General features: G+C 72.7%; 13 protein-coding genes. 7 read left to right on the top strand and 6 right to left on the bottom strand.

The genetic code is table 11. The features are described 5' to 3' along the window. The first annotated feature begins 36 nt into the window (after nucleotides 1-36). Both OG861_RS02150 and OG861_RS02155 read left to right on the top strand, forming a co-directional pair. Nucleotides 37-2,496, top strand: a complete 2,460-nt coding sequence (locus OG861_RS02150; RefSeq protein WP_329201097.1) for a CehA/McbA family metallohydrolase — start codon at nucleotides 37-39, stop codon at nucleotides 2,494-2,496. A gap of 103 nt (nucleotides 2,497-2,599) precedes the next feature. Next, nucleotides 2,600-3,154 carry a GNAT family N-acetyltransferase gene (locus OG861_RS02155; RefSeq protein ID WP_329201095.1) on the top strand — a complete coding sequence of 185 codons (555 nt, stop codon included), beginning with the start codon at nucleotides 2,600-2,602 and terminating at the stop codon, nucleotides 3,152-3,154. A 100-nt stretch (nucleotides 3,155-3,254) separates the two neighbouring features. On the opposite strand, the gene OG861_RS02160 is transcribed toward OG861_RS02155, so the two are convergent. The 3 genes from OG861_RS02160 to rph form a co-directional block, all read right to left on the bottom strand. Then, a complete protein-coding gene (locus tag OG861_RS02160; RefSeq protein ID WP_329201093.1) occupies nucleotides 3,255-3,716 on the bottom strand; it encodes a hypothetical protein in 462 nt (153 codons plus the stop codon). Next, a complete protein-coding gene (locus OG861_RS02165; RefSeq protein ID WP_330261079.1) occupies nucleotides 3,713-9,880 on the bottom strand; it encodes a DNRLRE domain-containing protein in 6,168 nt (2,055 codons plus the stop codon). Before OG861_RS02165 ends, OG861_RS02160 begins: the two co-directional genes overlap by 4 nt. 213 nt (nucleotides 9,881-10,093) lie before the next feature. Next, complete coding sequence (gene rph / locus OG861_RS02170) at nucleotides 10,094-12,691, bottom strand: rifamycin-inactivating phosphotransferase (RefSeq protein ID WP_330261080.1); 2,598 nt, start codon at nucleotides 12,689-12,691, stop codon at nucleotides 10,094-10,096. 280 nt (nucleotides 12,692-12,971) lie between these two features. Here rph and OG861_RS02175 point away from each other — a divergent pair, with 280 nt between their 5' ends. Continuing rightward, nucleotides 12,972-13,598: a glyoxalase gene (locus OG861_RS02175; RefSeq protein WP_330261081.1), complete on the top strand. Its 627-nt coding sequence runs from the start codon at nucleotides 12,972-12,974 to the stop codon at nucleotides 13,596-13,598. On the opposite strand, the gene OG861_RS02180 is transcribed toward OG861_RS02175, so the two are convergent. Next, on the bottom strand, nucleotides 13,578-14,600 hold the full coding sequence (locus OG861_RS02180; protein ID WP_329201086.1) for an ArsR/SmtB family transcription factor: 1,023 nt from the start codon (nucleotides 14,598-14,600) through the stop codon (nucleotides 13,578-13,580). The two genes, OG861_RS02175 and OG861_RS02180, sit on opposite strands and share 21 nt — an antisense overlap. Nucleotides 14,601-14,856: 256 nt before the next feature. On the opposite strand from OG861_RS02180, the gene OG861_RS02185 reads away from it, so the two are divergent. Then, nucleotides 14,857-15,264, top strand: coding sequence for a YciI family protein (locus OG861_RS02185; protein WP_329201084.1), 408 nt, complete (start codon nucleotides 14,857-14,859; stop codon nucleotides 15,262-15,264). A gap of 7 nt (nucleotides 15,265-15,271) precedes the next feature. Next, nucleotides 15,272-16,417 carry an RNA polymerase sigma factor gene (locus OG861_RS02190; protein ID WP_329201082.1) on the top strand — a complete coding sequence of 382 codons (1,146 nt, stop codon included), beginning with the start codon at nucleotides 15,272-15,274 and terminating at the stop codon, nucleotides 16,415-16,417. A gap of 36 nt (nucleotides 16,418-16,453) precedes the next feature. On the opposite strand, the gene OG861_RS02195 is transcribed toward OG861_RS02190, so the two are convergent. After that, complete coding sequence (locus tag OG861_RS02195; RefSeq protein WP_329201080.1) at nucleotides 16,454-16,915, bottom strand: MarR family winged helix-turn-helix transcriptional regulator; 462 nt, start codon at nucleotides 16,913-16,915, stop codon at nucleotides 16,454-16,456. A 62-nt stretch (nucleotides 16,916-16,977) separates the two neighbouring features. Between OG861_RS02195 and OG861_RS02200 the strand changes: the two genes are divergently transcribed. Continuing rightward, nucleotides 16,978-17,811 carry an alpha/beta fold hydrolase gene (locus OG861_RS02200; RefSeq protein WP_330261082.1) on the top strand — a complete coding sequence of 278 codons (834 nt, stop codon included), beginning with the start codon at nucleotides 16,978-16,980 and terminating at the stop codon, nucleotides 17,809-17,811. Here the strand turns inward: OG861_RS02200 and OG861_RS02205 are convergent. Further along, a complete protein-coding gene (locus tag OG861_RS02205; RefSeq protein ID WP_329201077.1) occupies nucleotides 17,787-18,905 on the bottom strand; it encodes a GlxA family transcriptional regulator in 1,119 nt (372 codons plus the stop codon). The two genes, OG861_RS02200 and OG861_RS02205, sit on opposite strands and share 25 nt — an antisense overlap. 149 nt (nucleotides 18,906-19,054) lie before the next feature. Here OG861_RS02205 and OG861_RS02210 point away from each other — a divergent pair, with 149 nt between their 5' ends. Next, nucleotides 19,055-19,879 (top strand): dienelactone hydrolase family protein, encoded by an 825-nt coding sequence (locus OG861_RS02210; RefSeq protein WP_330261083.1) that lies wholly within the window; start codon nucleotides 19,055-19,057, stop codon nucleotides 19,877-19,879. Nucleotides 19,880-19,930: the final 51 nt, after the last annotated feature.

The raw sequence follows: 19,930 nt of genomic DNA on the forward strand, positions 1-19,930 counted from the left end.
TTCCCTTTCCGCCTCGTGTGAACGGAGAGCACCGCCGTGTCGAGTGAACACCTCCCCCCTGCCGGCACCGGCCCCGGCCCGGTCATCGAGCGCCGGTCCCTGCTGCGATTGGGGGCGCTGCTGGCCGCGGGCGGGGCCGCCGCGCTGGTCCCCGCACAGATCGCGCACGCCTCGACCAGGGGCGGGGGGACCGACACCGTGACCACGACCTACCAGGGCCGTTCCCCCAAGGGCAACGACCAGTGGGCGTACGTCGCCTTCGACGTCCCCGCGGGGGTGCAGCGGATCTCCGTCGACACCTCCCACGACGCCGCCGCCGGCATCCTGGACCTCGGCATCTTCGGCCCGTCCCGCTTCCGCGGCTGGTCCGGAGGGGAGCGGGCCGGCTTCACCCTCTCCGCGGCGGACGCCACCCCCGGCTACCTGCCCGGACCGGTCGAGCCCGGCAGCTGGTCGGTCATCCTGGGGCCGATGGTCGGCGCCGACGGCGGCATGACCTGGCAGGTCGACGTCACCCTGCACTTCGGGGACCCGCTGCCCCAGGCCCCGTACGACATCCTGCCCGCCTCGCTGGCAGGGCGCGGGCCGGGCTGGTACCGGGGCGACCTGCACCTGCACAGTGTGCACTCCGACGGGAAGCGCACGGTGGACGAGATAGTCGTGGCCGCCCGCCGGGAGGGGCTGCACTTCATCGCCACCTCCGACCACAACACCAGTTCCACCGGCATGAGTTGGCACGGCAACGTCCCGACGGACCTGCTGGTCGTCAACGCCGAGGAGGTCACCACCCGCCACGGGCACTGGCTGGCCGTCGGCCTGCCCCAGGGAGAATGGGTCGACTGGCGCTACGGCCCGGCGGACCAAGGGGCGTTCGAGAGCCACGCCCGGCGCGTGCACAGCCTCGGCGGACTCACGATCGCCGCCCACCCGCTCACTCCGGCAGCAGGCTCCTTCTGGGAATTCGGGCTCGACCGCGTGGACGCGCTGGAGGTGTGGAACGGGCCGTGGACGCTGGACGATGCGGCCAACATCGCGGCCTGGCACGTCATGCTCTGCCTCGGCAAACGCGTCGCGGCCGTGGGCAACAGCGACGCCCACAGCCCCGCGGACGCCGTCGGCCGGCCGCACAACGTGGTGTACGCGAGCAGCCTTTCCACGCCCGCCGTGCTGGACGCGTTGCGGCAGGGCAGGTCGTACGCCGTCGAATCCGCCGCCGTCACCGTGGACTTCACCGCCCGCACCGGCTCGGCGGTGGCGGGACCCGGCGAGGAACTGCCCCTGTCGTTCTTCGACACCGTCGACGTGACCCTGGACGTGACGGGCGCCCCGGACAGCATCGCCACCCTGTACACCGAGTGGGGCATCATGGCCGCCACCTGTATCGACTCCAGTGGCACGGGTCGGTTGCGCTGGCGCGGCTGGGGCAAGGCCTCCCTGTTCGCCCGGGCCGAGGTGCGCCGGCCCAAGCCCGCCTCCACCACGCTGGACCAACTGGTGGCCCTCACCAACCCCGTCTGGTTCTACTCGGCGCAGCTGCCCCCGTACGACGTCGAACAGCGCGCGCTGTTCCACACCGAGCGCCGCCCCGACGGATCGTGGAGCGGCATGCGCCCGCTGCCGGGGGCCGGCGCCGGCGCCGCGTCCTTCGCGGCGGTGCAGAGCGCCGTGGCCGGCATGGCGGACGGCTCCGTCGTGGTGCTCGGCATCGCGCCCGACAACGGCCTGTGGCTGACCGTCGTACGGGGTTCGGCCACGCTCCGGTCCTGGCAGCGCGTCGCGGGGCCGGACGGCGCGAGCGGTTTCACCGTCCGGGAGGCGGACATCGCCGCGTTCCCCGACGGGACCTGCCAGATCGTGGCGACGGCCCTGGACGGCACCACCTTCCACCAGCAGCGGCGCGCCGACGGCGCCCTGACCGGCTTCCGGGCCGTGCCCGGGTTCACCGCGGGGAGCCGGTGGGGGGCGACGAGGGTGTCGATCACCGCCATGCCCGACGGGTCCGCGCAGTTGCTCAGCTACGGCACCGACGGCGCCATGTACCACTGCGTCCGCGGGCGGGACGGCACGTGGACGGCCTGGGGCCGTCTGGCCGGCTACAACGGGGCCGCGACGTTCTCGGGTCCCGCCCTGGCGATCGCGGGGATGCCCGACGGGTCCTCCCAGGTCCTCGCGATCGGGCTCGACGGGATCGTGTACCACCAGCAGCGGCGGCCCGACGGCTCCTGGACCGGATTCCGGCCGCCGCGGGGCGTCACCACGCCCACCATGGGAGCCAGCGCCCTCGCGATCGCGGGGACCCCGGACGGCTGCGCCCAGGTCGTTGCGGTGGGGCTCGACGGGCGGATCTGGCACGACGTGAGGAGGCCGGACGGCTCCTGGACGCCGTTCGCGCAGGTCCCCGGTCCGAACGGCCGTGACTCCTTCCCCGCGGGGCAGGTCCGCATCGCTTCGCTCCGCGACGGTACGACCCACGTGACGGCGGTCAGCGCCGGTTGAGGGCTGTCCCGGAGCCGCGGCGGGTCAGCCGGGGAGCGCGGGACTGCCCTCGAGCCCGGTAAATGGTTTGCCGCCGGCCCGTCCGGCCCGATAGGAAGCCCGCATGTTGAGAGGCGGCAAGGTCGGGCTCAGGGCCCGGCACGAGGAAGACCTGCCGGTCCTGCGGACCGAGCTCTACAACGACGTGGTCAACTCCTCCCGGTCCGAGCACGGGCCGTGGCGGCCGATCACGCCGGGCTCGAAGGATCCGCGGCTCGTCGTGGACGACGAGGAGCAGGGGCACGTCCGGTTCTCCGTAGTGGAGCGGGAAACCGGGACGCTGGTCGGGTCCGCGGTGCTGTGGGGCATCGACAACCACAACCGGTCCGCGCACATCGGGCTGGGGCTGCTGCCGTCCTGCCGCGGCAAGGGCTACGGCACCGACGTGGTGGCGGTGCTGTGCCACTACGGATTCGTGGTGCGCGGCCTGCAGCGGCTGCAGATCGAGACGCTGGCGGACAACACCGCGATGCTGCGCTCCGCCGAGCGCAACGGTTTCGTCCGGGAGGGCGTGCTGCGCTCATCGGCCTGGGTGATGGGCGAGTTCCTGGACGAGGTGCTGCTCGGGCTCCTCGCCCACGACTGGAATCCGGGCGCGAAGCCGGGGGCCGCGGCCTGAGACCGTTGCCGGCCGCGCGGGGCAGTGGGGCGGCCGGCAACGAGAGCCGCCCCCGGCCGGGGATCCGGCCGGGGGCGGCTCTCGTGGTCAGGCGGCCGGCTCACAGGCCTCCCACCGTGTACGTGTCGTAGATGTCCAGCAGGTCCTCCTCGGCACCGAGCCAGACCTCCGGCGGCATCCGGCACACCAGCGCCGTCAGCCGTAGCAGGGCGTCCAGGCCCGGCAGCCGGTCCTGGTCCGCGACCGGCTCGGCCCCGGGCCACTCGTCGGCGAACGCCCGCAGGCAGTCCCGCCGGGCGCGGCCCGGGCCGGTGCCGGGCCGGTCGTCCGTGACGTGCCACAGGCGGGCGGCCGGTACCGGCCGGCACGCGGCGACCACGCTCCGGCGCAGCCCCGGTTCCGCGTCCTGCCACGAGGCGGGGAGGTGCAGGCCGGCCAGGGCCGTCCCCGCCGCCTCCTCCGCCTCGTGCAGGCGGTCCGCGGGCACGCCCAGCACGGTCAGCCCGTAGGGGGGCTCACCGTGCCAGTGCAGCAGGCACACGGTCCGCGGGAGGTCCGTCACACGCACATCTCGCTCTTGCCCTGCAGGTAGTGCTTGTCGTAGTTGTAGACGGTGCCGTAGATCCGGTGCCCCGAGCCGTGCGGGCCGCTCGCGATCATGAAATCGCCCACTCCCTTGTAGTAGTAGCAGTGTCCGTGCGGCGCCCAGTTGGCCACCGCGCGGGCCTTGTACTTGTTGCTGCCGGACTCGTAGCCGGTGTCCATCTTCTCCCAGCCGTACCAGCGGGACCGGTAGAGCGTGATGTGGATGGAGAAGCTGGGCACCTTCTTCTTGCACTTGAGGTCGGCGTGCACGTTGATGCGGCCGTGGACGGTGTGCGAGGGGTGCGGGTAGTCCACGAAGGCGCCGCAGCCCCACCTGTTGGCCCCGTACTGACCGGTCAGGTCGGTGCAGTTGACACCGTCACCCGAGCAGTACTCGTACGGGTTGGCGTTGCCGCCGTACACCGGGTCCACCGACAGGAAACGGCCGGTGGAGGGGTCGTACTGGCGTACGCCCATCAGGACGACCCCCGCCGGGGTGCCCGAGTCCCGCTGCTGCGCCGCGAGCCAGTTGTAGCGCGCCGACGCGCTTCCCTCGCGGACGTTGCCGTACTCGTCCGTGTCGGCCACCGACAGCGGCTTCTGCGGGTCGAGCGGCAGCGCGACGCCCGCGTCGCCGTGCAGGTCGGTGAACTGGAGCACGGTGTCGCCCGCGGTTCCGGTGACGGCGGCCAGCTCTCCGGAGAGGCTGGTGACGTTGCGGCTGCGCAGGTTCGCGGTGACGTCCTCCACGGTCCAGGTCGGGTTGTCCGACGCGTCCCGGTAGTGGTTGACGGAGTTCACCGACGCCGTGACGGCGCCCTGGGCGTCGAGGGTCTCGGCGGTCCAGGAGCCCAGGCGGCCCTGTGCGTCGAGGTTCCACGTCTGGCGGTGACCGCCCGACGTCTGCTGGCGGACCAGGTCGTTGGCGTAGTACGCGAAGACCGTGCCCGGCTTGGTGAGGGTGCGCCCGAAGGCGTCGTACGAGATGCCCGTGCCGGTCAGCCGGTCCGAGGCGTCGTACGTGTAGTCGGTCGTCGTGGACACCGGCGCGCCGTCCTGGTCCCGGGTCGAGACCAGACGCGTGCGGTTGGAGTCGGCGTCGAAGCCGTACGTCCGGTGCTGCTGCCCGTACGCGTCGGACTCGTCGACGTCGGTGAGCCGGCCGCTGCGGTCGTAGCGGAAGCTCTGGCCGGTGCTGGCGCCCGCGCTGCGGGCACCGGAGCCGGTCTGGCCGTGGACCGTCGGTACGGCCACGTCGGTGAGCAGCGCCGCACCGTCCGTGTCGCGGGTGTAGGCGCGGGACGTGGTGAATCCGGTCTCGTCGGTGACCGTGCTCAGGGTGTAGCCGCCGGGCAGGGTCTCGTTCGCGACCTCACCGGAGGCGTCGTAGGTGGCGCCGAAGGTGCCGGCCACCGAGTCGGTGAGGGAGGTGGGCAGTCCGCGCGGCTCCTTGGCCGTGTCGTAGGCGTACGTGACCGTCGAGGGCGCGGAGTCGGCGACCTTCACCATCCGTCCCAGCGGGTCGTACTCGGTGGTCGTGACGTTGCCGGCGCCGTCGTCGTAGGAGACCTGGCGGCCGAGGGCGTCGTAGCCGTACACGGCCGTCTTGCCGCCCGCGGTGACGCTGGTCAGCTTGCCGTTCACCGGGTCGTACGCACGGACCGTCTCGGGCACGGCGGTGCCGGGGCCGCCGGCGACGGCGGTCCGGGTGACGCGTCCGGCGTCGTCGCGGGTGACCTGCGTGGTACGGACCTCCGAGCCGGCCTTCTCGGTCGTCTTGGAGATCTCGCCGTGGGCGTCGTACTCGTACACCGAGGTGGTGCCGGCGGCCGGGTCGGCCGGGCCCTCGGAGCAGACCTTGTCCGCCCACTCGGGGCGGCCCCCGCAACTGCCGGTACCGGCGGCCGTGTAGTACGAGGTCACCCGGGTGGCCGCGGCGCCGCCCTTGGGCAGCGTCGTGGAGACCACACGGCCCTGGGCGTCGTACGCGGTGGTGGTGACGAGGTTCAGACCCGCCGGGTCCTCGGCCGCCTTGAGGGGCAGGCCCTTGGCCCAGTCGTACGTCGTGGTACTGGTGCGGGTGTCGAGGTCACCGCCCGCGCGGCCGGGCACGAAGGCACCGGTCGTCACGGTCGTGGGCTGGCCGCTGACGGGGGCGTCGGCGGGCCGGCCCTCGTCGTAGGCGGTGGCGGTGTGCAGGCGGGCCGGGACCTCGCTGCCTGCGGGCAGGTCGGCGGCGCCCTGTTCGAGTTCCACCTGGTGCAGCGGACCGTAGGAGTGCAGCAGTCGGAGCCCGTCCGCGCTGTACTCCTTGGTCTCGGCGAGCAGCGCGGCACGCTCGGCGGTGCCGGCGGCGGCGATGCCGAGGTCCGCGAGCCGGTCGAGGGCCGGGCCGGAGGTGGCGAGGGCCAGTTCCCGGTTGGCGGACGACAGCGTGTACACGACGGCGCCGTCGGCGTTGTAGCCGGTGGTGGAGATGTGGCCGCCGGGCTGGGCCGTGTTGACCTCGCGTCCGGAGGCGTTGACGTAGGTGACCGCGGCACGCTTGTAGGCGGCGGCCGTCAGTGCCGAGCCGTCGTTCCCGGCGGGCACGGCGTCGGGCGGGAACACCGCGGTGGCGTCGGTGGGGGCGTCGGTCTGCCCCCAGGCGGCGACGTCGGCGGCGCCCAGCTTGTAGGGAGCGTTCGCACCCGTCAGCGGCACGTTGTAGACGACGGAGTTGGTGAGGGAACCGCCGTCGGTCACCGTCTTCGAGCCCTGCGCCAGCGACGGGCGGGACGCCTTGAGGAGCATGCCGTCACCTGCGGCCGCCGAGGTACCGGCCTTTCCGTAGGTGAAGGTCCACGGGAGCTCGGTGCCCGGCATCATCCAGTAGACCCGGTTGCCCGTGTCGTAGGAGTACTGCACCTGCGTGGCCTGCGACAGGCGCGGGTCCCACTGCTGGCGCAGCCGGCCGTCCTTGTCGTAGCGGTACGTCGAGACGGCCTGGCTGGTGGCCGCGGTGGCACCGGGGGCCGTGGACCACCGGCGGATCTCCTTGACCTGGCCGGTGAAGTCGCCGAAGTCGGCGGCGGTGGTGTAGCCGGTCGCCGTGGTGGCCGTGGCGTACACGAACTCCAGGCTCTCGCAGCCCGCGGTGGCGGGCGCCGCCGCGCAGGCGTCCGAGGTCGCGGCGGTGCTGGGAGCGATGAGGTACTTGGGCCGGGCGAGCACCTTGATGCCCGCCGGGACCTTTTCGGAGACCACGCGGGTGGTGGTGTTGTCGGTGGGCAGCTTCGTGGAGTCGACCTGCCAGGTGTCGGCGGCCGGGTCCACCTTCTTGAAGACCGTGGTGGCGCCGTCGTCGTCCGTCAGGGTGAAGGTCCCGGTCAGCTGTCCGGTCAGGGTGAGCTGTTCGGCGCCCTCCTCGGGCTTCCAGCCGCCGCCGGAGGTGGCGGTGAAGCCGATCGCACCCTCCTCCATCAGGACTTCGACGGAGGTTCCGGAGGTCTTGCGCAGGCCGGTGTAGGAGGAGTCGGTGATCTCGGCGTAGACGCCGGACACCCACTCGGGTCCGAAGATCTGCACCTGGCCGTCGTCCTCGGCGTGGCCGTCGCGCGAGTAGGCGGTTCGCGTCACCGCCGTGCCCGCGCCGTCCGCGTCCGTGGCCTGGAGGGTGAAGTCACCGGTCAGGCTGTTGACGTAGCCGGGGCCCACGGGGAGCGAGGGCGCGGCGCCGGCCGCGCGGTCGACGGTGACGGACACCTGCGGGGAGGCCTCGGTGGTGGTGGCACCGCTGAACACGGCGCGTACGTCCACCGGCCCGTCCTCGGGCAGGGTGGTGGTGATCTCCCAGGTCAGCGGGGCGGGCTTGCCGCCGCTGACCACGACCGGCCAGGCGGAGAGCGCGGCGCCGGTGGAGTTGACCCGCACGTGGGCGGGGGGCACGTCCAGCCACTGGTCGGTCTCACCGCGGCGGAACTGGTAGCGGACCCCCGTGTAGGACGTGTCGCCCTGGGCCATCAGGCCGGTGCGGCGGGCCGGGCGCTCGCCGTCGCCGGGGGTGGTCAGGGCCGCGCCCTTGCCGGCGTTGAAGGCGTAGGCCGTGTCCGCGGAGACGTTGCCGGCCGCGTCACGCGTGTGGGCGGTCACGGTGTGCGCCCCGGCCTTGAAGGTGAGGGACTTGGTGACGGCCGTGCCGGTGGTGGCGGCCGTGGTCCAGGCGCCCGAGTCGAGCTTGTACTGCACGTCCTTCACGTCGCCGGTGGGCGGTGTGAAGGTGAACGAGCCGGTGAAGTCGCCGCCCGCGTCCGGGGTGCCCGACCACTGGCCGGCCGGGAAGGCCGTGGAGGACACGGTGGTGCCGGCGGGCTTGGTGGTGTCGACCGTGAAGGACTGCCAGGCGGACCACGTGCCGTTGGCGGTGGTGCCGTCGGACACGGTGGCGCGCCACTTGTAGCTGCCCGGAGCCAGCGCGGTGGCCGGCGTCCAGGGCGCGTTGGTACCGGAGGCGGTGAAGGCCGACTTGCCGCTCTGCAGGGCGGTGGTGCCGGTGGACGTCCAGATCTCGTACGAGAGCTGGACGGTGTTGCCGTCGGCGTCGGTGGCCTTGGCGGTCAGCGTGGGGGTGGTGTCGTTGGTCGACGTACCCGACAGCGGTGCGACCGGCACGGCCGCGCCCGGCTTGGTGTTGTAGTTGACCGTGAGCGAGGGCTCGTAGGCGGCGTTGTGCGCGCCGTCGGTCTGGTTGGCCGAGTAGTAGCGGCGCCAGGTCAGCGCGTCGCTCTCGTCCACGGCGGCGATCCGCACACCGTAGTTGGGCTGGCCGTCGGCCCAGGCCTGGACGATCGCGTCGACGTCCCAGGAGACCAGGCCGGCGGGGCAGGAGGAGTTGTAGCCCTTGGCCGCGGTGGAGGTAACGGCTCCGGTGGCCGTGGTGGCCGGCTGGTTCGCCCAGGTGATGGCCGAGGGGTCCCAGTCGGCGGTGATCCGTCGGACCTGGTTGCCGGAGTTCGCCGTCGAGCAGGTCGAGGAGTAGGTGGAGTAGAGCCGCAGGTCCGTGTCCAGGATCTGCTTGCCCTTGTACTTGTCGACGTTGAACTTCAAGAACGAGCGGGCCTTCTCGGCGCCGTTGTACGTGCCCGACTTCAGCTCGGTCGAACCGCGCTGGGAGGTGAGGTAGTCGTCGTACTGGATCCAGGTGTCGGTGACCGGTCCCATGAGGGAGTCGGTGGGGTCGATCGTCACCGGGTAGGTGAGCTTGGGGTCGTTGAGGAACGCCTGGCTCGGCTTGAGGACCATGACCTGGCCCCTGCCGTCCTTGGCCTGTTCGACGTCCACCTCGACGGGAGCGATGTGCTCCGCGTCGCCCGAGGCCCGGTCGTAGGAGGAGTCCCACATCACCGGCGCGGGGGCGGTGGCCTTCGCCTGGCTCTTGTCGTCCTCCCAGCGCAGGCGCTTGTCGTCGGTCTCCGTGAGCCGCAGGCCGCTCGCCTGGACGGGTATGCGGTACTCGACGGGGCCCTTGGGGCGCTCGTGAAGGACGACCGAGTGGGAGAAACCTTCCTTCAATGCGGTGACCACCAGGTCGCCGCCACCCGCGACCGCGTTCTTGTACGTCGCGGTGGAACCCTTGAGCTCCGGCTTGGGCAAAGTGCCCGTCCAGCCGATGCCGAGCGAGTGCTGTCCCCGCCCGACTTCGACGAGCGGCTCGCCGGAGCCGCCGTCGGACAGGGCGACGTCCGCCGCGGCGGCCTTGGGCTTGATGACGCCGCCCGACTGGACGAGGTGCGTGTCGATCGACTGCCAGGCGCCCTTGGCGTCCTTCACGCGCACCGGGCCCGAGAAGCTCTCCACCGAGGTGGTGCCGTTCGGCTGGGCGTACGTGGTGGTCGAGTCGGTCCGCTCACCGGTGATCTCGATGCGGCGGTGCTGGAGCCGGGCCATCAGGAACGCGGAGGGCGCGTCGGGGGCTTCCGCGGCGGCGGGGCCGCTGCGGGGCGCGGGGGCGGGGGCGGCGGTGCGGGCGGCCGGTACGGCGACGGCCGGGCCGTCCAGCACCGCCACTGTGCTGAGGATGGAGACCACGATCGCGGCCCGGCGTATCCATGGCGACGAGGCCCTGGAGCGTCGGCCTGCGGTGGCAGGGGGGCGTGCACTCATCTGGCTGGTAGCTCCTCTGGTCAAGGGTGGAACCAGGGGAAACTAATGCCTTCACGCGCCGCGCGATCGCGATCAATCGGACAGAGGGGACAGCGGCCCCACGCTGTGATCAAACTGTGTTGGAACCAGAGCGAATTTCTGGATTCCTGTTCTTAGTTCCCCCTTCCCCCACGCTGGCGACGGAGCACCGGGAGCCGGACGCCGTGCGGGCGTTCAGGACAGGATCTCCACGTACCCGTCCCCTCCGTGCACGCGGATCCGCTGGCCGTCCCGGATCAGCCGGGTGGCGCCTTCCACACCCACGACGGCCGGCAAGCCGTACTCCCGGGCGATCACGGCGCCGTGCGTCATCAGGCCGCCGACCTCCGTCACCAGTCCCGCGATCCCGACGAAGACCGGCGTCCAACTGGGGTCCGTGAACGTGGTGACCAGGATGTCGCCCGCTTCGAGATCGGCTCGTGCCATGTCGAGGACGACGCGGGCCCGGCCTTCGACGGTCCCGGCCGAGACCGGCAGGCCGGCCAGGGCGCCGGTCGGCACGTCGTCGCGCCGGTAGGCCCCGTTGAAGGTCTCGCCGTCCGATGTGAGCACCCGCGGCGGTGTGAGCGCGTGGTAGGAGCGGAACGCTTCTTTGCGCTGCCGGATGAGCCGGCCATCGACCCGGTGTGAGCGTACGACCTCGTGGAACTCCTGGAACGTGAGGTAGAAGACGTCTTCCTCCTGCGCGAGCACGCCGGCCCGCGCGAGGCGCCCGGCCTCTTCCATCAGCGCCTGCTTGTAGACGAAGTAGCGGCTGACGATGCCGTACTTCGGGTACTCCCGGTACCCGATGAAAGTCCGGACCCGGTCGATCATCCGCTTCGCCTCACGGGCTTTGCGGTCCCCGTCCGGCAGGGCCCGCAACCGCGACAGCACCTCTTCCGCCTTCTTCTGCGCCTTCTCCCGTCCCTCCTCGAAGCGCCGCTCGGCGGCGCCCGGCGTGAAGTTCCTGACGTTGTCGAGGATCGCCGGCACGAGGGTGGTCGGGCGCTCGCGCCAGCGGGGCCTCGTGATGTCGATCTCGCCTGCACAGCGCATGCCGTACCGGACGAGGTAGGCCTCGATCGCCTCGCACGCTTGCGGCCCGCCCGGGAGCTTCGCCAACTCGTCGAGGAAGCCCTCGTCCTCGACGCCCTGCAGGAACGCCACCACTTCCGGGTACGGGCGGATCACGTCCGCCACATCGAGCAGCGCGAGTCCCATCTCCGACGTGACGTTGTCAGGGGCGGACAGCGTGAGGGTGTCGGCCGCGTTCTGCTCGCCGAGCCACTCGTACAGCTTGTCGTTGAGCCACCAGGTGGCTTCCATCCCCGCCATGATCACCTGGAGGCTCGGCGGATCACTGAGGATCCGCTTGTGCTCTTCGAATGCCTCCAGCAGGAAGTCGAACAGCGCCGGTCCGGTCTTCGTCCGGATGTCACTGCGCAGGGCGGCGAGGGACGTCTCGCTGCGCTCGATCAGTTCGGTGACGATCGCCCGGTCGGTCTCGATCGGCGCGGCCGCACTGCCGGCCGGCGGGCCGCCGGGACCCGCGTCGGGGAGCGAGGGGACGAAGTCGTCACGGTCGAGGACGGTCTCCAGCGCGTCCCTGACCAGAGGGTCGCCCCTCCCCACGAGGTCGAGCAGGCCGGTGCGGCTCGTCGGCGAGCCCAGGCGCCGGGTGACGTCGACGAACAGCCTTCCGCCGGCCTCGTGCATGGGCACCATGGCCGTCAGTTGCCAAAGGGACAGGCCCAGCGGCTTCATCGGGTCGGTCATCATCTGCTGGTGACCGACGGAGACGTAGACGCGGTTCTCCTCGTCGCCGGTTTCGGGGACGGGGAACAGCGTCGTGATGGGCCGGCTCTGAACGATGCGGAAGCCGTCGTCCACCAGGCACCATTCGATGTCCTGCGGGCGGCCGAAGTGCGCTTCGATCCGCCGCCCGAGCCGCACCAGTTCCACGACCTGCGCATCCGTCAGCGCCGGCTGCTCCTGCCGCTGCGGGTCGATCGCCACCTCGTGCGTGCCGCCGGCCGACAGGGCGTGCACCGCCCGCTGCTTGGCGGCGATCGTCCTGGCGACGACCTCGCCGTCCCGCACCGAGAAGACGTCCGGGTTCACCAGGCCGGAGACCAGGGCCTCGCCGAGGCCGAAGCCGGCGTCCACCGTGGCGACCTTGCGGTTGCCGGTGACGGGGTCGGCCGTGAACAGGATGCCGGCGGCATGCGGGAAGACCATCTGCTGCACGACCACGGCCATGTGGACCGTACGGTGGTCGATCCCTTGCCGTTGCCGGTAGGTCACGGCCCGCTCGGTGAACAGCGAGGCCCAGCACCGGCGGACGTGCTCGAGGACCGCCGTCGGCCCGACGACGTTCAGGTACGTGTCCTGCTGCCCGGCGAAGGAGGCTGTCGGCAGGTCCTCCGCCGTCGCGCTGGAACGGACGGCGTACGCGCCCTGCTCGCCGAGCCGGGTGAGTGCCCGGCTGACCGCGGCCGCGAGTTCGGCCGGGATGGTGATCGCCTCGATGGTCCGGCGGATCCGCGCGCTGAGCGTGCGGATGGCCTGCCTGTCGTCCGGGTCGACGCGCGACAGCTGATCCAGCTGCTCCTCGATCGACGGAGTCAGCGCCATCATGCGCCGGAAGGCGTCCGTCGTCACGCAGAAGCCACCGGGCACGCGGATGCCTTCGATCCGCAGCAGCGCGCCCAGGTTCGCGCCCTTGCCGCCGGCGACCCCGGCCTGCGACTCGTCGACCTCTTCCAGATCCCGCACATACTGCTCGTTCACTGCTGTCGTGCCCCCATTTTCCGCAGGTTGTGGCTCAGGCCGATGATTCTGCGCCGTGACGGGGGCCTTGCCGCAAGCCCCCCAGTGCGCTATACCTTGGGTATGGCGAGGAGAGCGATCTCCGCGCCTTTTCTTTTTGCCGGTCGCGTTCTTCTCGCCCGGCCGCGTTCTTCTTGCCCGGCCGCGCCGCCGTCCACTGCGGGGACCGACGGGCGGGCCGGGGGGGATCGGGCAGTTTTCGAGAAGCGTCCGCCGCTGCCCCGCACCTAGCGTGAGGGACATGGCGAACATCGAACGCATCACCCTCGACGTGGCCGACCCCGCGGCCGCCCACGACTTCTACCGCACCGCCTTCGGGCTGGACGCGCAGCTGCACGTGCGGGCCTCGCAGGCGCCCACGACCGGCTTCCGCGGATTCACGCTGTCGCTCACCGTCGCCCAGCCGGCCGACGTCAAGGCCCTCGTCGGTGCCGCGCTCGACGCCGGCGCCACCGCGCTCAAGCCCGTGACGAAGTCCCTCTGGGGCTACGGCGGGGTCGTACGGGCCCCGGACGGCACGATCTGGAAGGTGGCGACCTCGGCGAAGAAGGACAGCGGCCCGGCCACCCGCCGCTTCGACGACATGGTGCTCCTGCTGGGCGTCGCGGACGTGGCGGCGAGCAAGAGGTTCTACCGCGACCAGGGTTTCGCCGTGGCGAAGAGCTTCGGCGGCACGTACGTGGAGTTCGAGTCCGGTCCCGGCCCGATGAAGCTCGCCCTGTACCGGCGCCGGGCCCTCGCCAAGGACGCCGGCGTCTCTCCCGACGGCACCGGCTCGCACCGGATCGCGATCGGCGCCGACCTCGGCCCCTTCACGGACCCGGACGGGTTCGCCTGGGAAGCGGCCTCACCGGCGCTCGCGCCCTGACGCGGCCATCGCGCGGGCCGCGGCGAGCAGCGACTCGGCGGCCGAGGTCCGGGCGTACAGCACGCAACGGCCCGCCCGGTGGGCGCTGACCAGCCCGGCGTCGCGCAGGGCGGTCAGGTACTGGGACACCCCCGCTGCCGAGAGCCCCGAGCGGCGGGCGAGCTCGGTCGTGGAAGCGGGCTGGTCCAGTTCGGTCAGCAGCAGGGTGCGGGACCGGCCGAGTACGGCGGCCAGGGCTCCCGTCCCGGCAGCCGGGCGGGGCTCCCACAGGGAGCCGGTACCGCGGGCCGGGTAGGCCAGCTGCGGGGGTTCCGGCGGCGTCAGCCGGGTGAAGGGGACCGGTCCCGTGAAGACCGAGGGGATCAGCAGCAGCCCGGCGCCCGCCTCCGTACGGGACAGGGGGCGGCCGCGCCGGTCCAGGCGGAGCGCACGGTCATCCCAACTGACGGCAGGGTGCAGATCGTTGAGGAGCCGGCCCGCGCCGTGCTCGGCGGCCTGCCGGGCCCGGTGGCGGACGTCGGCGTCGAGCACGGCCCGAAGTCGTGCCCAGTACGGTGCCAGGGCCAGCTCCCAATAGGCCTCGATCTCGTCCGTGACCCGGCCGATCAGGCCTTCCGGGTCCGCGTACAGGGCCTCTGCCCGGGGGCCCGGCCGGACCTGCTCGCGGCGCAGCCGGTCGAGGTCCCGGCGTATGCGCGCGGCCGGAACGGACCGGATCCCGGCGAGCTCCTGCGCGAGGGTGGGGGCGGCGGAGGGGGGCGCCGGGTTGAGGAAGTCGGGGACGTAGCCGGCGGGGGGTACCAGTTCGGCGAGCCAGCCCCGGTCGAGCCGGGCGGCGACCAGCCGGGGCCCCACCTCCTCGGCCCACCGCCGGTGCACGGCGTGGGCGCGGGCCCGGCCGGAGCACAGCAGCCGCAGGCTGGGCCCCACTTCCCACATCGGGGAGACGGCGAAGCGCACCCGGGCCAGATCGCCCACCGAGAAGGCCAGTTCCGCCGACACGACCGCCGCTCCGTGGATTCCCGCATGCCCGGACGTATGCCCGGACCAATGTCCGGACAGCCTATCCGGCGGTTCCGTCGCGGTCGTGACCGCTCGGCCCGCGGCGCTTGCCGCCGTCACTCAGAGTCACGACCTGGAGCGCCGTCGTCACACGACGGCGGAAAAAGATGGGGACGGTGGTGTCGAGAACCCGTGGCCGGCTCCGTCCCCGCTGTGAACGCGACCACAATGGGTCGCACCAGCGAGGAGGAACACGATGGCCAAGTACCTGCTGCTCAAGCACTACCGCGGCGCCCCGGCCCCGGCCAACGACGTGCCGATGGAGAAGTGGACGCCGGAGGAGATCTCGGCCCACGTGCAGTACATGAACGACTTCGCGGCCCGCCTCGAACAGACCGGCGAATTCGTCGACGGCCAGGCGCTCTCCCCTGAGGGAACGTTCGTCCGGTACGACGGCGAGGGACGCCCGCCGGTCACCGACGGCCCGTTCGCCGAGACCAAGGACCTGATCGCCGGCTGGATGGTGATCGACGTCGACAGCTACGAGCGCGCCGTCGAGCTGGCCGGGGAGCTGTCGGCCGCCCCGGGGGCGGGCGGCGAACCGATCCACGAGTGGCTGGAGCTGCGCCCGTTCCTGGGCTCGCACTGCACCATCACGGAGTGACTCATCGATGCACGAGGCACTGATCCGGAGCCTCACGCCGGGCGTGCTCGCCGTCCTCGTCCGCCGCGGAGCCGACTTCGCTGCGGCCGAGGACGCCGTACAGGAGGCGCTGCTCGAAGCGGTCCGCGTCTGGCCGGCCGACCCTCCGCGGGATGCGAAGGGCTGGCTGGTCACCGTGGCCTGGCGCAAGTTCCTCGACGCCACCCGCTCGGATGCCGCCCGCCGCCGGCGTGAGGACCTCGTCGGCGAGGAGCCGGCCCCCGGGCCCGCGCCGGCAGTGGACGACACGCTCCGGCTGTACTTCCTGTGCGCCCACCCCTCGCTGACGCCGTCGTCCGCCGTCGCGCTCACCCTGCGCGCCGTCGGCGGCCTCACCACCCGCCAGATCGCCCGGGCCTACCTGGTGCCCGAGGCGACCATGGCGCAACGCATCAGCCGCGCCAAGCGCACCGTCTCCGGCGTGCGGTTCGACCAGCCGGGCGACGTGGCCACCGTCCTGCGCGTCCTCTACCTGGTCTTCAACGAGGGCTACTCCGGCGACGTGGACCTCGCCGCCGAGGCCATCCGGCTCACCCGGCAGCTGACGGCCTCGATCGACCACCCGGAGGGAGCCGGACTGCTCGCCCTCATGCTGCTCCACCACGCCCGGCGTGCCGCCCGGACCGCGCCGGACGGCAGCCTGGTGCCGCTCGCCGAGCAGGATCGCGGCCGGTGGGACACCGCACTGATCGCCGAGGGCGTCGGGATCCTCCAGGCGGCCCTGGCCCGCGACCGGCTGGGCGAGTTCCAGGCCCAGGCCGCCATCGCCGCACTCCACGCCGACGCGCCCACGGCCGGGGAGACGGACTGGGTACAGATCGTCGAGTGGTACGACGAGCTCACGCGCCTGACCGACAGCCCGGTCGTCCGGCTCAACCGCGCGGTCGCCGTCGGGGAGGCCGACGGACCGCGCGCCGGCCTGGCGGCGCTCGCGGAGCTGGACGCCTCCCTGCCCCGCCACACCGCGGTGGCGGCGTACCTCCACGAGCGCGACGGCGACCTGGCGACAGCGGCGCGGCTGTACGCCGAGGCGGCCCACAAGGCACCCGACCTCGCCGAGCGCGACCACCTGACGCGCCAGGCCGCCCGGCTCAACGCCCGCCGCTCCCCCTGACGGGGCACGCCCGCCCTTTCCCCGGACCGGGGGCCCTCACGATCGGACCGTACGTGCCCGGCCGGTGGATTCCACTACCGTGGTCAGGAAGCGGCGCACCGTCTCCAACTCGTCCGTGCCGAAGCCCTCCGCGGCCGCCACCACCTCGCCGATCACCGGGCCGAAGAAGGCCCACCCGAGCTCCGTGGCCTTCTCCTCCACCTCCAGGAGAACCCGCCGCCGGTCGGCCGTGTCCCTGCTGCGCCGCACCAGGCCGAGCCGCTCCAGCCGGTCCACCAGTGCGGTGGTTCCGGCGGAGTTCAGGGAGAGTTGCCCGCCGAGCCATCCCGGTGTGGCGCGAGTACCGGCCCGTGCCGCGTCCAGCAGGTGGATCAGCGCGCGCACATCGGTGGGGTGCAGCCCGTGGCGCACGGCGAAGTCGGCGCCGAGCAGGTCGAACTCCACGGTGACCGCGCGCAGCAGGTGAACCAACCGCATCGCCGGGCTCTGATCGTCCATGCACGCTCCCTCGAACCCTTGCATAATATCTCGCTGATCGAGATTATTGCTCAGCGAGAGGAATGGCCGTGTCCCCGTCCGCTTTCGACCTCGCCTACGACGAGCTCCGCGCCCGCTGGCCCGAGTCCACCGAGGAGCGTGACGTCGCCACACCGTACGGGCGCACCCGCGTCCACGTGTACGGCCCTGCGGACGCGAGCCCGTTGGTGCTGCTGCCCGGCGGCTCCGCCACCGGCCTGGTCTGGTTCGCCAACGCACCGGCGCTCGGGGAGCGGTACCGCGTCCATGCGGTTGACCTCCTCGGCGACGCCGGCCGCACCGAACGCCGGGGCACACCGCTGAGGAGCGCCGACGACCTCGTGGCCTGGCTGGATGCGCTGCTGGACGGGCTCGGGCTCGCCCGCGTGCACCTGTGCGGCCACTCGTACGGTGCCTGGCTGGCCGTCAGGTACGCACTCCGCGCACCGCAGCGGGTGGAGCGCCTCGCCCTGGTCGACCCCACCCAGGTCTTCGCCGGGTTCCGCCCCGGCTACCTGCTGCGCGCGCTGCCCTCCCTGCTCCGCCCGAGCCGGACGCGCGCCCGCGCCTTCCTGGCCTGGGAGACGGGAGGCAGCCGCCCGGACGAGGCCTGGCAGCGCCTGTACGCGCTCGCGACCACCGTCCCCGGTCGCAAGCTCGTCGTCGGCGGCCGCGCCCGGCCCACGGACCTCCGCATGCCGGTCCTGGTGCTGCTCGCGGAGCACAGCCGGGCCCACCACGCCGAACGGATCGCCGGCAGGGCCCGCCGGGCGCTCGCGCGGGGCGAGGTGGCAGTGCTCCCCGGGGCCACCCACCACTCCCTGCCACTCACCGCGCCCGAGCAGCTGAACGGTCAGCTGCTGGACTTCCTGCGCTGACGGTGCGAAGCCCTACGGCTGCTTTCGTCGCCGGGGGGCCACGCGGTAGGCGGGCCAGGGGCGGCCGGCCGGCCGGGCGACGCGGAGCCCGTGCGGCGGAAGGCGGCCCGGTATGCGCTGGGGCGATGGCCCGTGTGGCGGGCGAAGAGGGCGGCGAAGGTGCCGGGGTCCTGGTAGCCGACGGCCGCGGCGACGGCGGCGACGGTGCGGTCGGTGGTTTCCAGGAGGTGGCGGGCGCGGCGGACGCGGGATGCCTGCAAGTGACCCAGCGGGCTGCGTCCGGTCTCTTGGGCGAAGCGGCGCAGCAGCGTACGCGTGCTGACCCGGAAGGCGTCCGCGAGCGCGGCGAGGTCGTACCGTTCGGCGAGGTTCTGGTCGAGCCGGCGCATGACCCGCTGGGAGAACTCCCGGCCGGGCTGCGGGAGGAGCCGCGGGTCGACGTACGGCATCTGGGAGGTCCGCGCGTCGTCGACGAGCGCGATCCGGGCGGTGGTCCGGGCCACCCGGGCGCCGTGGTGCCGGCGGATCAGCTCCAGCGCGAAGTCGTACATGGCGCTGAAGGCGGCCGTGGTCGTCACCCCCGTATCGGTGACGACCAGTTGCTCGGGCCGCACGTCGGCGTCCGGGCAGCGCCTGGCCAGTTCGCCGGCGTACAGCCACGACGTGGTGGCCCGGCGCCGGTCGAGGAGCCCTGCCTCGGCGAGCAGGAACGCGCCGACACAGAGGGAGACGACGGCGGTTCCGGCGGCGGCCTGCGCGCGGATCGCCGCGATTTCGGGGGCGAGCCGGGCGAGCCGGGCATCGAGGTCCGTGTCCGGGTGCAGTTCGAAACCGGGGACCACGAGGACGTCGACCTCGCGCACCGGACGTACGTCCAGGCTCGCGCCTCCCGAGGCGGTGACCCGGCGGCGGGGCGAGACGACGTACACCTGGCAGCCGGGTGCTTCCGGTCCGGCGACGTGCCCGGCCATCGTCAACAAGTCGGGCACGCCGAACACTTCGGAGGCGAAGCAGCCCGGGTACGCCAGGACCCCGACCCGCAGCGCGCCCGGACCGGCGCCCGTACCCACGTCGTCCCGCGCCTGCCGCGCCACCCGCGCCACCGCTCCCGTACCCCCTGGTGTCCCCGGCCCCGAACTCCCCGACCGAATGCCGCTCGCCGCACCGCGCGTGGCGAGATTACCCCTGTGCTCGGCGATCCCGCCCCTCACCCGCGGCTGGTGACGGGACCAGGCTGGTACCCATGAGCGACGATGATCCGATCACCGACTTCACCCGCCGGACCGTGGCCGTGGAGGGGGTGGAGAAGACGGTGTACGTGGCCGGGGCCGGTCCCGCGGTCGTGGTGCTGCCCGAGATGCCGGGAATCAGTCCCGACGTCCTGCGGCTCGCGCGCTGGGTGCGCGACTGCGGCTTCACCGTCCATGTGCCCTCGCTGTTCGGGACGGACGGCGCCTTCCCCACGGTCGACGGCGGTAGGGAGGTCGTCCGCCGCGCCTGTGTCAGCGCCGAGTTCCGCGCCTTCGCCGGGGGCGGCACCAGCCCGGTGACGCTCTGGCTGCGCGGCCTGGCGCGCCGGGCCCACGCCGAGTGCGGTGGGCCCGGAGTGGGCGCGATCGGGCTGTGCTTCACCGGCAACTTCGCCCTCACCATGGCCCTGGAACCGGCTGTGATCGCCCCGGTGGTCAACCACCCGTCCCTGCCGCTCGACGACCCCGGCGCAATCGAACTCGGTGCGGCGGACGCGCGTGCGGTACGCGACCGGCTCGACCGCGACGGACTCACCGTCCTCGCCTACCGCTTCGAGGGCGACCGCTGGTGCACGGGGCAGCGCTTCGCCGCCTACCGCGCGCTGCTCGGCGACGCCTTCGACGGGAGGGTCCTGCCCGACAGCGCCGCCCACCCGGCCCCGCCGCCCTTCTTCGCCGAGCTGGTCGGCACGCCGCACAGCGTCGTCACGGCCCACCTCGTCGACGAGGCAGGTCACCCCACGATCCGGGCCCGCGACGAGATCCTCGCGTTCCTCACCGACCGCCTGCACCCGCACGGGAGCGGAGCGCCGGCCTGATCGTCCGGGCGCGCAGCGGTGCGGGCCGCCGTCCGGTGAGGTGGCGGCCCG

It is taken from the genome of Streptomyces sp. NBC_00539 (assembly GCF_036346105.1).
In the GTDB taxonomy this organism is placed as follows: domain Bacteria; phylum Actinomycetota; class Actinomycetes; order Streptomycetales; family Streptomycetaceae; genus Streptomyces.